General features: G+C 59.6%; 15 protein-coding genes and 1 tRNA gene. 7 read left to right on the top strand and 9 right to left on the bottom strand.

The features are described 5' to 3' along the window. The 4 genes from ABJP42_RS20695 to dgcN all read right to left on the bottom strand — a co-directional run. Positions 1-896: M14 family metallopeptidase (locus ABJP42_RS20695; protein WP_348343866.1), on the bottom strand; the 896-nt coding region annotated here is incomplete at its 3' end. Between the two features lie 67 nt (positions 897-963). Further along, on the bottom strand, positions 964-1,827 hold the full coding sequence (locus tag ABJP42_RS20690) for a D-amino-acid transaminase (RefSeq protein WP_348343864.1): 864 nt from the start codon (positions 1,825-1,827) through the stop codon (positions 964-966). Positions 1,828-1,837: 10 nt separating this feature from the next. Continuing rightward, a complete protein-coding gene (gene dgcA / locus ABJP42_RS20685) occupies positions 1,838-2,803 on the bottom strand; it encodes an N-acetyl-D-Glu racemase DgcA (protein WP_348343862.1) in 966 nt (321 codons plus the stop codon). A gap of 151 nt (positions 2,804-2,954) precedes the next feature. Further along, complete coding sequence (dgcN, locus tag ABJP42_RS20680) at positions 2,955-3,956, bottom strand: N-acetyltransferase DgcN (RefSeq protein ID WP_348343860.1); 1,002 nt, start codon at positions 3,954-3,956, stop codon at positions 2,955-2,957. A gap of 303 nt (positions 3,957-4,259) precedes the next feature. Between dgcN and ABJP42_RS20675 the strand changes: the two genes are divergently transcribed. Beyond that, positions 4,260-5,219: an L-malyl-CoA/beta-methylmalyl-CoA lyase gene (locus tag ABJP42_RS20675; protein ID WP_348343858.1), complete on the top strand. Its 960-nt coding sequence runs from the start codon at positions 4,260-4,262 to the stop codon at positions 5,217-5,219. Between the two features lie 77 nt (positions 5,220-5,296). Then, on the top strand, positions 5,297-5,935 hold the full coding sequence (locus ABJP42_RS20670; protein WP_348343856.1) for a hypothetical protein: 639 nt from the start codon (positions 5,297-5,299) through the stop codon (positions 5,933-5,935). 72 nt (positions 5,936-6,007) lie between these two features. Here ABJP42_RS20670 and ABJP42_RS20665 read toward each other — a convergent pair whose 3' ends face one another. After that, on the bottom strand, positions 6,008-6,460 hold the full coding sequence (locus ABJP42_RS20665) for an Lrp/AsnC family transcriptional regulator (RefSeq protein WP_348343854.1): 453 nt from the start codon (positions 6,458-6,460) through the stop codon (positions 6,008-6,010). A gap of 72 nt (positions 6,461-6,532) precedes the next feature. On the opposite strand from ABJP42_RS20665, the gene ABJP42_RS20660 reads away from it, so the two are divergent. After that, a complete protein-coding gene (locus tag ABJP42_RS20660; protein ID WP_348343852.1) occupies positions 6,533-7,129 on the top strand; it encodes a LysE family translocator in 597 nt (198 codons plus the stop codon). A gap of 38 nt (positions 7,130-7,167) precedes the next feature. Here ABJP42_RS20660 and ABJP42_RS20655 read toward each other — a convergent pair whose 3' ends face one another. Next, positions 7,168-8,001, bottom strand: coding sequence for an AraC family transcriptional regulator (locus tag ABJP42_RS20655; RefSeq protein ID WP_348343850.1), 834 nt, complete (start codon positions 7,999-8,001; stop codon positions 7,168-7,170). Between the two features lie 223 nt (positions 8,002-8,224). Between ABJP42_RS20655 and ABJP42_RS20650 the strand changes: the two genes are divergently transcribed. Further along, on the top strand, positions 8,225-9,187 hold the full coding sequence (locus ABJP42_RS20650) for an acetyl-CoA carboxylase carboxyltransferase subunit alpha (protein ID WP_348343848.1): 963 nt from the start codon (positions 8,225-8,227) through the stop codon (positions 9,185-9,187). Positions 9,188-9,268: 81 nt separating this feature from the next. Here the strand turns inward: ABJP42_RS20650 and ABJP42_RS20645 are convergent, their stop codons facing one another. Then, a complete protein-coding gene (locus ABJP42_RS20645) occupies positions 9,269-9,934 on the bottom strand; it encodes a GntR family transcriptional regulator (RefSeq protein ID WP_348343846.1) in 666 nt (221 codons plus the stop codon). A 75-nt stretch (positions 9,935-10,009) separates the two neighbouring features. Further along, entirely contained in the window at positions 10,010-10,696 is a 687-nt protein-coding gene (locus ABJP42_RS20640; RefSeq protein WP_348343844.1) for a M48 family metallopeptidase, read from the bottom strand. A 100-nt stretch (positions 10,697-10,796) separates the two neighbouring features. On the opposite strand from ABJP42_RS20640, the gene ABJP42_RS20635 reads away from it, so the two are divergent. Then, on the top strand, positions 10,797-11,126 hold the full coding sequence (locus ABJP42_RS20635; RefSeq protein WP_348343842.1) for a TIGR02300 family protein: 330 nt from the start codon (positions 10,797-10,799) through the stop codon (positions 11,124-11,126). Positions 11,127-11,316: 190 nt separating this feature from the next. After that, positions 11,317-11,392 (top strand) — tRNA-Ala (locus ABJP42_RS20630). A gap of 256 nt (positions 11,393-11,648) precedes the next feature. On the opposite strand, the gene ABJP42_RS20625 is transcribed toward ABJP42_RS20630, so the two are convergent. Beyond that, a complete protein-coding gene (locus ABJP42_RS20625) occupies positions 11,649-12,560 on the bottom strand; it encodes an SDR family NAD(P)-dependent oxidoreductase (protein WP_348343840.1) in 912 nt (303 codons plus the stop codon). Between ABJP42_RS20625 and ABJP42_RS20620 the strand changes: the two genes are divergently transcribed. Then, positions 12,529-12,628 (top strand): transposase (locus ABJP42_RS20620; RefSeq protein WP_348343868.1); only part of this gene is annotated, 100 nt, incomplete at its 3' end. The two genes, ABJP42_RS20625 and ABJP42_RS20620, sit on opposite strands and share 32 nt — an antisense overlap.

Raw genomic sequence — 12,628 nt, 5'->3', positions numbered from 1 at the left:
GGCTCTAGCCAGGGGATATCCAATCGGTGCAGATAGCCAATCACCTCCCCTTCGGCGACCGCATCACCGATATCCTTGACGGGCTCATAGACCCCGGCATCATAGGCATAGACAGAGCCCTGCACATGCAGCTCTCGGGTGCCTCTGGCTGCGTCAGCCTCATAGCCCGGAAGCATTCCGATACTCTGCAATACCCGCTTCAACCCCCGCAGGGTCAACCCCAGGATCTTTGAATCGACAGCGCCACCGCCGCCGAGCTCTGCCATGATCGGCACCACCCCCTTGCGATTGGCCCCGCCCATCAAGGTACGCGCCGTTGAATTTGGCCCGCCGCCACCCGTGAACACCCAGGCCTGCGGCAGGTCAAAAGCTGCCTGCAAGGCTTCGAGTTGCCGACTGACTTCGGCATTATGGCCCTGCCCCCGCAACAGCGTTGGCGCGTAATACAAGGACGCGCCGCCGGAATGCAGATCGACCGAATAATCGCAGCGTGGCAGCAGATGCTCCTCGATGAAATGCGCCGTCACCTCCGTGGGGGTCCCACGCGGGTCCCCCGGAAACAGCCGGTTGAGATTGCCCTGGTCAATCGGAGAGGTCCGGGTGCCAGCCTCGGCCGCTGCTGCATTGGCCTGCGGCAACAAGATCACCTGCCCCCGCAGATCCTGCACCTGCAGACTGCGGATCAGACTGGCGAGGGCAATCTGCCCTTCATATTCATCGCCATGTACCCCTGCAGACATCAGCATTACCGACCCAGGGCCATTGCGGATCGACACAATCGGCACACCAATCCAGCCATAGGCACTGCGATGCACCGAATGTGGCAGCCGTAAATAGCCCTGATGCCTGCCCTCGGCCTCTAAATCAATCTCACAGGTAACCGGACTATCTGACACAACAAGACCCCGTCGTTTTTCACGCCGGGGTCCAGTCTAAATCGCTTGCACGGAAATGCAAATTGGGTCAGATCGCCGCCTTCAGGCTCTCTTCCAGATAGATCTCGCGCAGGCGCGTGGCAATGGGGCCAGGGGTGCCATCGCCCAGGGCCACGCCGTCGATCTCAACCACAGGCATCACAAAGGCCGAGGCCGAGGTGGTAAAGGCCTCATCCGCCTCCTTGGCCTCATCAATGGTGAACAGGCGTTCCTCGACAACCATCTGCGCCTCTGCGGCCATTCGCAGGACCGCCTTGCGGGTGATGCCATGCAGGATGTCATTACTCAGTGGCCGGGTGACGATCTTGCCGTTCTTGACAAAATAGGCGTTGTTCGAGGTGCCCTCGGTGACATAGCCATCCTCGATCAGCCAGGCATCATCGGCGCCGGCTTTCTTGGCCATCATCTTACCCATCGACGGATACAACAGCTGAACGGTTTTGATGTCGCGACGTCCCCAGCGGATGTCTTCGATCGAAATGATCTTGGCGCCCTTTTTGGCAGCAGGGTTGTCTGCCAGACCAGGCTTGTTCTGGGTGAACAGCACGATTGTCGGCTTGGTGGTTTCCGGATCCGGGAAGACAAAATCGCGGTCGCCGTCAGAGCCACGGGTGATCTGCAGATAAACAAGCCCCTCAACGATCTCGTTGCGGGATACCAGCTCGCGGTGGATCTCCAACAGCTCTTCCTTGGTGCAAGCCGCAGGCATGTCCAGCTCTGTCAGGGACCGCTCCAGCCGCACCGCATGGCCGTCAAAATCGATCAGCTTGCCATCCAGAACAGATGTGACCTCATAGACGCCATCGGCCATCAGAAAGCCGCGGTCAAAGATCGAGACAGTTGCCTCGGTCTCGGGCAGGTATTCGCCATTTACATAAACGGTACGGGTCATCGTGGTCTCCTCAACCCCAGAGTTCAGCCTTAGGCGGGTGCACCCCGGCGGCATCAAATTTTAATGGTACCTGGCGGTCTTCGGCCAACAAAAGCGGCCCGTCAAGGTCTGTGACCAAAACGCCCTGTGCCAGTAATGTCGCAGGGGCCATCGCCAGTGAGGAGCCAACCATGCAGCCCACCATGACCTCATAGCCCAGCGCAAGGGCCTCTTGCCGCAGTTTTAGCGCCTCGGTCAGGCCACCGGTTTTGTCCAGCTTGATGTTGACCACATCATATTTGCCCTTCAGCTTTGGCAGGCTCGCCCGGTCATGGCAGCTCTCATCGGCGCAGACAGGCACCGGGCGCTCCATACCGATCAAGGCCTCATCCTCCCCGGCAGGCAACGGCTGCTCCACCAGTTCCACACCAAGCCGCACCAAATGTGGCGCCAACTCGGCATAGACCTCGGCCGACCAGCCCTCATTGGCATCGATGATGATCTTGGCTTCCGGCGCGCCAGCCCGCACCGCCTCCAGACGCGGCATATCATCAGCCGTGCCCAGCTTGATCTTCAACAGCGGGCGATGAGCATTCTCTGCCGCCTGTTTTTGCATCTCCTCAGGACTGGCCAAGGACAGAGTATAGGCGGTTATTTCCACCCCCGGCGCAGGCAGTCCGGCCAGCTCCCAGACGCGCTTCCCGGCCTGCTTGGCCTCCAGATCCCAAAGCGCGCAGTCCACCGCATTGCGCGCGGCTCCGGCAGGCAACAGATCCTGCAACTCGGCCCGGCAAAAATCCGCTGGCAGGGCTTCGATCTCGGCAGTCACGCTTTCCAGGGTTTCATTGTAGCGCGCATAGGGAACGCATTCGCCCCAGCCAGTAATGCCGCCCTTTTCCACCTTTACCGTCAGCACCTTGGCCTCGGTGCGTGAGCCGCGCGAGATGGTAAAGACCTGCGCCAGTTTAAAAACATCCGGTGTAACGGTGATCTGCATGAAGCTGCCCTTGTTCTGTCTCGCTCCCTAGAACCCCGAGAGCCTCGCAACGATGGCCGCAAAACCGGACATCGTGATATCATCTTTCCAAAAATATTCCCGCCGGAGGCATCTGCCCAAAAGACAGGCGACTCCGGCGCAAATAGATAGATCAGATCGCGGCGAGCGCGTCCACCAGACGACCCGCCCCATGGCGATAGGGATCCACCGCCGGCAGCCCCATGCGCTCTTCGGTTTCAGCCAGGTACTTCACCGCCTCATCTTCGCTCAGATGCTGGGTATTGACCGAAATGCCCACAATCTTGCATTCCGAATTGGCCCGCAGCGCCAGGGGCAGAGCCACATCGCGCAGCTCTTCCAACGAGGGTACCGAATAATCCGGCAGACCCCGCATATGCGACCGGGTTGGCTCGTGGCAGAGGATCAGCGCATCCGGCTGCCCCCCATGCACCAGCGCCATGGTCACACCGGAATAGGAGACATGAAACAAAGACCCCTGGCCCTCGATCAGATCCCAGTGGTCTGCCTCATTGTCAGGCGTGAGATATTCAACTGATCCCGCCATAAAATCTGCGATAACGGCATCCAGCGGTACGCCGTGACCGGTGATCAGAATACCGGTCTGGCCCGTGGCGCGGAAAGTCGACTTCATGCCGCGCTTCTGCATCTCGGCATCCATCGCCAGCGCTGTATACATCTTGCCAACCGAGCAATCAGTCCCAACGGCGAGGCAGCGCTTGCCTGTGCGGTTCACACCATTGGCAATCGGATAGCCATCGGTTGGAACGCGCACGTCGTGCAGCGTGCCACCATGGGTCTGCGCCGCCGCAACCAGATCCCCTTCGTCGCGCAACAGGTTGTGCAGACCCGAGGCCAGATCATAGCCCATTTCCAGGGCCTGGATCAGCACTTCCTTCCAGGCCGCCGAGATAACACCACCCCGGTTGGCAACACCAATCACCAGGGTCTTGGCACCAGCCGCCTTGGCCTCGGCCAGGGTCATTTCGGTCAGGCCCAGGTCCGCACCGCAGCCCGGCAGACGAATTTGGCCAACCGCATGGTCCGGACGCCAGTCACGGATGCCAATGGCAACCTTGGCTGCCAACATGTCGGGCGCATCGCCCAGGAACAACAGATATGGTGTCTCGATCATCTCGGGCCCTCCAGAGAAATTTCATGTCCGGGCGATTCTAATTTACCCCGCTCACGAGAGGGTCCCGTTTTTGCTTTTTCCAACTCAGGGTTTTAGAAGAAACCTCCACATGATAGCGCTGCAACCGAAGAATCTACGAAAGTTTCAAGGAAGGCCGATGATCCTTGCGCCTCCGACTGGTGAGTTGCGCGGATGCCGCAGGGGCAATGCTGCGAGTGCAAAGTAACCCTTGCAAGCCCTCGCGCAATTTCTTACCACATTATGAGACAAAATCGTAATTTCCTTACCCAAAGGATTGCCGCTATGAGCTTTCGCCTTCAGCCCGCCGCCCCTGCCCGTCCCAACCGCTGTCAGCTGTTCGGCCCCGGCTCCAATACCAATCTCTTCCCCAAAATGGCCGCCTCTGCTGCGGATGTGATCAACCTCGACCTGGAAGATTCCGTGGCTCCATCGGACAAGGACGCGGCCCGCGCCAATGTCATCGAGGCGCTCAACACCGTGGATTGGGGCAATAAATACATGTCGGTGCGCATCAACGGGCTGGACACGCCCTATTGGTACCGCGACGTGGTGGATCTGTTGGAACAGGTCGGCGACCGCATTGATCAGATCATGATCCCCAAGGTTGGCTGCGCCGAAGATGTCTATGCCGTCGACGCGCTGGTCACCGCCATCGAACGGGCCAAGGGCCGCAGCAAACCGATTTCCTTTGAGGTCATCATCGAATCAGCCGCCGGCAGCGCTCATGCGAAAGAGATCGCCGCCAGCAGCCCCCGGATGCAGGCCATGTCGCTGGGTGCTGCGGATTTTGCCGCCTCCATGGGTATGCAGACCACCGGCATCGGCGGCACCCAGGAAAACTACTACATGCTGCGCGAAGGCGAAAAGCACTGGTCCGACCCCTGGCATTGGGCCCAGGCCGCCATTGTCGCCGCCTGCCGCACCCATGGCGTGCTGCCCGTGGATGGCCCCTTTGGCGATTTCTCCGATGACGAAGGCTATATTGCCCAGGCCAAACGATCGGCCACTTTGGGCATGGTGGGCAAATGGGCCATCCATCCCAAACAGATCGGCCTGGCGAACGAGGTCTTCACCCCCTCCGACGAGGCCGTTGCAGAGGCCCGCGAAATCCTCGCGGCGATGGAACAGGCCAAGGCCAATGGCGAAGGCGCCACCGTCTACAAAGGCCGCCTGGTCGACATCGCCTCGATCAAACAGGCCGAGGTCATCGTCGCGCAGTCCGAGTTGATCGCCGCAGGCTAGGCCTTTCGGCACTCACCACAAGCGACTAAAGATAAAGGGGCGCCCAACAGGCGCCCTTCTTGCTGCCGGAGATCCCCTTGCCTGATCTGACCCTGTTCCATACCGCCCAGATCCATGTTGAAACCTTCAACAGACTGGCCCCTGAGGCCCAGCTGGCACATGAGGTCCGCCCTGATTGGCTGGCCCGGGCCCAAACCGGAATCGACGCCGCGCTGGAACAGGAAATCACCAGCACTATCGCCAAAACCAAGGGCCCCCGCCTGTGCAGCTGCACCACCATTGGCGAACTGGCTGAAGCCGCAGGTGCGACGCGCATCGACTGGCCTATGATGCAGGCCGCCGCCCGGATGAGCGGTCAAACTGGTGCCCCGGTGATGATGGCCTATTGCCTGAACAGCACACTGGCACCCTCCACCGAACTGCTCCGCCGCGCCTTTGCAGAGACAGGCCAAAAGGCAGATATTCACCCGCTCGATCTGACGGCGCTCTGGCCCTTGTTTGAGGCCGGGGACACCAGGGCCTTTGCCGCAGCCATCGCCCAGGCCATCACCACAAGGCAAAAGGACCACCCCAAGGCAAAGGCCGTGGTGCTGGCCCAAGCCTCCATGGCCGCTGCCCAGGCGGAGCTGCAAGCGCGCCTGCCCATTCCAACCCTCTCGTCGCCTGAGATCGCCCTGCAATGCCTGCTGCCTACTTCAGCCAACCACAAGGACTAAGGCCCGCCGATTAAGCACAGCCTGTTGACTTCACCTTTCTATAAATATTCAAAAAATAACGATCGCGGGGGATCAGCCACGCAGATCCTTGGGCGAGCCCATCACCACATAGGTGGTAATCGCCGTCACATAGGGCGAGGTGCCCAGGATATCGGTGTGAAAACGTTTATAACTGGGGAGATCTGCGCATTCGACCCGCAGCAGATATTCAATGGTGCCGGTGATATTGTGGCATTCCACAACTTCCGGCGCCTCTTCCATCGCCCGCTCAAAGGCCTGTTGCGCCTCCTTGGTGTGCTCGCCCAGGCCAACGCCAATATAGGTAACAAACCCTGCCCCTATTGCATCCCGGTTGAGCACCGCGCGGTAACCGGTGATGACCCCAGCCTGCTCGAGATCCTGCACCCGGCGCAAACAGGCAGAGGGCGAAAGCCCTACCCGGTCTGCCAATTCCAGATTGCTGATCCGCCCATCGCGAGTCAGCTCCTGCAATATTTGTCGGTTTATTCGATCGTTTTTAGCCATTAGTTGTGCATCTGGTCACATCGTGCACAAGAACGCAATTTCATTCGGGGTTCAACGCGTCATTTTCACCCCATGACTTATGAACTCTTCCTGGCCCTTGCGCTTTTTGCCTTTGTCTCCTCGATCACGCCTGGCCCTAACAATCTGATGTTGATGGCCTCTGGCGCCAATTTTGGTTTTCGTCGCACCATTCCGCATATGCTGGGGGTGGGGCTTGGTTTTGTCTTTATGGTTATTCTGGTGGGCGCGGGCTTGGTGCAGATCTTTGACGCCTTCCCTGTCAGCTATACAGCCCTCAAAGTCGCTTCGGTCATTTATCTGCTCTATCTCGCCTGGAAGATCGCCCATGCCGGCCCTGTAGAGACGTCGGGAAATCGCGGTGCGCCGATGACCTTCTTGCAGGCCGCCGCTTTTCAATGGGCCAACCCCAAGGCCTGGGCCATGGCTCTCAATGCGATCAGCGCCTATACACCGGATCAAACCCTTTGGGCGATCTTTATCGTGGCCGCCGTGTTCGGCGCCATCAACCTGCCCTCGGTTGGGTCCTGGACCATTCTTGGCCAGCAAATGGCGCGGTTTCTGACCAATCCGCGCCGTCTGACCCAGTTCAACTGGCTGATGGCGGTGCTTTTGGTGGCCTCGCTCTACCCAGTGATCTGGCCGCAGTAACGGCGACCAGATCGAGCGCTCCGGGTTACGTCTCCGGGCTATTTCAATGGCAGACAAATCTCGGTCAGCAAATCATCCGGCGCCACTTCGCGCGGATTGTTGAGGTAGAGCTCATAGCAGGGCGCCTCGGCAGGTTCTTCACCAGACTCTGGCAACCAATTGCCAAACAGGCTGTGATAAGCTGCCGAGATCCCCGCATAAGGCCCCTTGTAGGTCAGCACAGCGACCTTGCCGCCAGAGATGTGTTTTTCCTCCATGCCATCCGGCCGGTCCTCGCCGCGAAACTCTGCCCCGACAAAGCTGCGCAGCTCTGCCTCGGGGGTCGCATCTGGATTGTCATAGTAAATCGCAATGGCCGGTCCGACCTGAGGCCAAAGCCCGCGCGTCTCACAGAGTGCACCAAAGGCTTCAAACTGTTTGCCAATGGCATGGTAGCTGCCGGAATGTGGCAGGCCGACAAGGCGGCGGCTGGGCTCTTGGCGCAGGGTAACGGGATACATAGGGTAGTCTCCAATTCTCAGATCAGGATGCATAGGCACATGGGTTTTTGCCTTACGAAACGCCGCAGGGCTGACGCCATAGGCCTCGGTGAATGCGCGAGAAAAGGAGCGCAGATTCGGATAGCCCACTGATAGGGAAATCTGCCCCAGACCATCCGCAGTCAGCAGCAGCTCACTGGCGGCACGGTGCAGACGAATGCGGCGCACCGCCTGGGCGCAGGTCTCCCCGGTTACCGCGTGAAACACACGGTGCCAGTGAAACCGCGACATCGCCGCGACATCCGCCAGCCGATCCAGAGACAGATCGCCAGCAGGGTTGTCGTGGATGTAGCTCAAAACGCGCAAGATGCGTTTTTCATAGGCCGCAGACATGGTGATACGTTCCTTCTCTCTTGCCCGGCAAGATGTGCCATGAGGCAGGATCACAAATCTTGCTGAACTCTCCTGATGGGAGGTCTCCTTGGTCCACACTGCCACCTCTGGGCAAACCGCCGTTTCCCGAAGCTCCCATTTTCTGATGACGCGGGGCAAGGCACAGAGTTGCATCTGCGGGCGCAGAAGGCCATATACAGCAAAACCGCGTGAACGAGGCGATATGACTCAGTACCTGGAATTTGAAAAACCGCTGGCCGAAATCGAAGGCAAAGCAGAAGAGCTGCGGGCCCTAGCCCGGGCCAACGAAGAGATGGATGTGGCCGATGAGGCCGCAGCGCTTGACGTTAAAGCCGAGCAGCTGCTGAAAGATCTCTACAAAGAGCTCACCCCCTGGCGCAAATGCCAGGTAGCGCGTCACCCCGACCGGCCTCATTGCCGCGACTATATTGATGCGCTGTTCACCGAATACACCCCCCTGGCGGGCGACCGGAACTTTGCCGATGATCTGGCGGTCATGGGCGGCTTGGCCCGGTTCAACGACCAGCCAGTCATGGTGATTGGCCATGAAAAAGGCTCCAACACCAAGGACCGCATCCTGCACAACTTTGGCATGGCCCGTCCCGAAGGCTACCGCAAAGCCGTGCGCTTGATGGAAATGGCCGGGCGTTTTGGCCTGCCGGTTGTGACACTGGTGGACACTACCGGCGCCTACCCCGGCAAAGGCGCCGAAGAGCGCGGCCAGTCCGAAGCCATTGCCCGCTCCACCGAGATGAGCCTGAAGATCGGCGTTCCGGTGATCTCTGTGATCATTGGCGAAGGTGGATCCGGCGGCGCTGTGGCCTTTGCCACCGCCAACCGTGTGGCGATGCTGGAACATGCGGTTTATTCGGTGATTTCGCCGGAGGGCTGCGCTTCGATCCTGTGGAAAGACGCCGAAAAGATGCGCGAAGCCGCCGAGGCCCTGCGCCTGACAGCGCAGAACCTGCGCGAGCTGGCTGTGATCGACCGGATCATTCCTGAACCTCTTGGTGGCGCCCACCGCGATGCCAAGGCCGCCATGGCCTCGGTCTCTGACGCGATCCAAGAGATGCTGGATGAGTTGAAAGACAAAGATGGCGCTGAGCTGATCAAGGATCGCCGTCAGAAATTCCTCGACATCGGCTCCAAAGGCCTCGCCGCCTGAGGCTCAGATCCTAACTCTAGAGACATTGAAAGCCCGGTCTTGCAGAAGCTCCGGGCTTTTTCATGCCAGCCCCCTGCCGGATCAGACCACCAACAATCGCAAACCCTGGGTCACATCCGAGCGCACCGCCAAGCGTAGGCCCGGTTCATCCCCTGCCTTGAGGGCGGCAATAATCAGGCGGTGATTCTGCGGCGGGTCAGTGCGCCGCAATCGCCCATAAAGTGAGCGCATGGTTGGCCCCAGCTGCAACCAGACGGTTTCAGCCATGGCCAGCATCGCAGGCGCCTGGGCCCGCAGGTACAGCGTGCGATGAAATTCGAGGTTGGTCCGGATATAGCCAACCGCATCCCGTTTAGAGACCATCTCGGCAATGGTTACATTGATGCTTTGCAGCCGGTCAATCAGCGCCATATGCGCGCGCGGCAGCGCCCGGCTGGACAATTCCACCTCCAACAGCGCCCGCAGCGCGGCGAGCTCTTCAATTCGCTCATTGCTCAGCTCTGGTGTGGTGACCCGCCCCGAAGAGGACAGCGACAGCGCGCCCTCGGCCACCAGGCGGCGCAGCGATTCCCGCGCCGGGGTCATCGAGACGCCGTATTCGCGGCCAATGCCCCGCAGGGTCAGCGCCTCGCCGGGGGCGATATCGCCATACATGATCCGCGCCCGCAGCGCCCGGTACACCCTATCATGAGCCGAAGCCGTGGTATCACTGGCAGCGGTGGCGGTGGGTTTGGCAGAAATTGACATGAAGTCAGGTGTGATCACAAACCCACCCGGGGTCAACCTCGAATTGGTCAGGCACGCGCTGACAACCCCAATTCGCTAGGTATCAAACCGGTAGCGGTGCAAAGAACTGCCTTCCTCCCGCAGCCACTGCCGGGCGGCAGAGCTGTCACCGCAAAGCTGGGCAACCACCGCCCAGAAATCCGCCGAGTGATTCATCTCCACCAGATGCGCCACCTCATGTGCCGCCACATAAGAGAGCACTTCGGGCGGGGCCAGGATCAGCCGCCAGGAATACATCAATGTCCCCGCCGAAGAACAAGACCCCCAGCGCGAGCGGGTGTCGCGCAGGCTGAGCTTGGCATAGGAGCGCCCCACCTGAGCGGCATAGTGATCAGAAGCCGCGGCCAGCCGATCGCGGGCCAACTCCTTGAGGTAGCGCTCCAGGGATCTGGCCGGACTATTGCCCCCGACCATGACCTCATTTGGGGTGAGCCGCACGCCGCGCTTCTGGCCTGCGACCACCAGTCTTTGCTGGCCCTCGATGGAAACACGGCTGCCAATTGCCACTTCGACCAGGGCTGGATGGCGCGCCAGATGATCCCGAATCCAGCTCTCTTTCTCGGCGGCAAATTCCAGGGCCTCACGCGCGGGCAGTCGTGCGGGCAAGGTCAGGGTGACCCGCCCGTCCAAAGCCGAGATCCGCAGGCTGATCCGTTTGGCCCGTGCCGAGCGGCGCAGGACCAGCGGAACCGGCGGTTCTCCGGGCAGATGATATGCGCTCATGATGGCGCCCCTTTACGGCAAAGGCTTTGACAGTGCCCACCTCATATGGCAAGGCAACTGAATCGTCGATACGACTCACCAGTAAATCAAGGGGATCCACATGCCCAACGAAGAATGGGGCGTAAAGCGCGTCTGCCCAACCACCGGTAAGCGCTTTTATGACCTGAACAAAAATCCGATCGTCAGCCCCTACACGGGCGAAGTTGTCGAGCTGAGCACCGGCAAAAGCCGGATGATCGAAGCCGATGCCGCCGATGCCGCCAGCGCCAAGGCCAAAGAGAATACCTCTGAAGACGGAGATGTTCTGGAAGATGACGAGGACGTCGATCTGGATCTGGGCGATGACGTACTGGATGATGACGACGACGATGCAGACACTGTGCCGCTCGAAGAAATCGCCGACGTTGCCTCCGAAGACGACGATACTTAAGTTCGTCCCCTGGGATCCGACCTCTCCCAAGCAGCCTGCGGGCTGCCTGGGCATCAGGGTTTGAAGCCTAAGAAAAAAACTCATGACGATGGTGCATTTTCCTCTTGCGGCCCGCTGCATCGTCCCTTAAATCACCCTCACACCGCAAGACGGACAGGCCTTTTGCCTCACCATCCTGCGGAGTGATTTTGGGGCCTTAGCTCAGCTGGGAGAGCGCCTGCATGGCATGCAGGAGGTCAGCGGTTCGATCCCGCTAGGCTCCACCAAATCACCCCCTGCGATTTGCTTCATTTCTTAGCGACTTAGGAGCAGCTTGGGTGAGTCCGCCTACTCCCTCCCAAAGCCATGCGGTATCCCCTTGGGCCCCAGAACAGTCCTTTCCTGTTTGATTGCGGGCACCCCCTGCATTGGCACCCGGAAAATACCGATGCAGGCTGCCCCTTGGGACCACCTGCAGCGGCCAATTTCCAATCGCGTCAAAGCCACGCCCAACTCTACTCAAGGTGGGACAAAGCGCGGAGATCAGAACTCGAGATCCAGCCCAACCTGCAGCCCATAGCTCTCATAGTTGCTCTTACCGATTCCGTCGCAAAAGGTTTCGACCTGGAACAGCCCGCGCTCGGTGAACCTGTAGATCAACCCCAGCTCGACCCGCCCCCAGGCGATGCCCTGACTGGGGATCAGGTTGCCCAGACTGTCGCGATAGGCTTTTTGATCGTCCGAGGTATAGGTGAGCTGGACATTAGGGATCAGCGTGGTGTCACCGTAGAGCATCACTCCCGAGAGTTTCGCCATGGCCAGTAGCCGTCCCGTATCGACCCTGTCCGTGTCCGTGGCGAAATACCCAGGGCAGACAGTGTTACAGAGAATGCCATCCGCTCCGAACCCCGCTGCAAGCGTTTTCGACAGGCCAACCAGTCCGTGCTTCATTGCAGTGTAGGCGCCAAATCCGGGTTCAGCGCCAAGGCTACCGGTCGAGCCGATATTGACAATCCTTCCGCCACCAACCTTGCGCATCTCAGGAATAACCGCCTTGGACGGCATCATCGGACCCAACATATTGACGCGAAGCCTCATTACCCACTGGTCAGGTGTTGTGGAAAGGAAGTTGGCTGAGTCAGCCAAAGAGCCGGCATTGTTAACCAGCGCGTCGAGGCGACCGAACTCCAAGACCGTTTTCTTCACGAATGCACCCACATCCTCTTGTGAGCTCACGTCCAATTTCACGGCCAGTGCATGACCATTCCCAGCCTGGATTTCAGAGATGAGTTCATCGAGGAGTTCGCTTCTGGACCAGCGCGCTCCGCTGCTCTCCAGTGTGCCGTCAATGTCACCTGACTGACCTGTGCCCCTAAAACTCCTCCAGATTTGTGTGGAGTCCGCCCAACAAAAGGACGGACAAATGAAGGCACGATTTACGGACGAACAAATCATAGCGATGATCAAGGACCAGGAAGCTGGTGAGAAGACCGCTGATGTATGTCGGAGGCACGCGATCAGTT

The organism is Pseudophaeobacter sp., from assembly GCF_039971195.1.
Lineage (GTDB): Bacteria > Pseudomonadota > Alphaproteobacteria > Rhodobacterales > Rhodobacteraceae > Pseudophaeobacter.
Note: the sequence above shows the minus strand (reverse complement) of the source record. Positions and strands in the feature narration are given on the sequence as shown.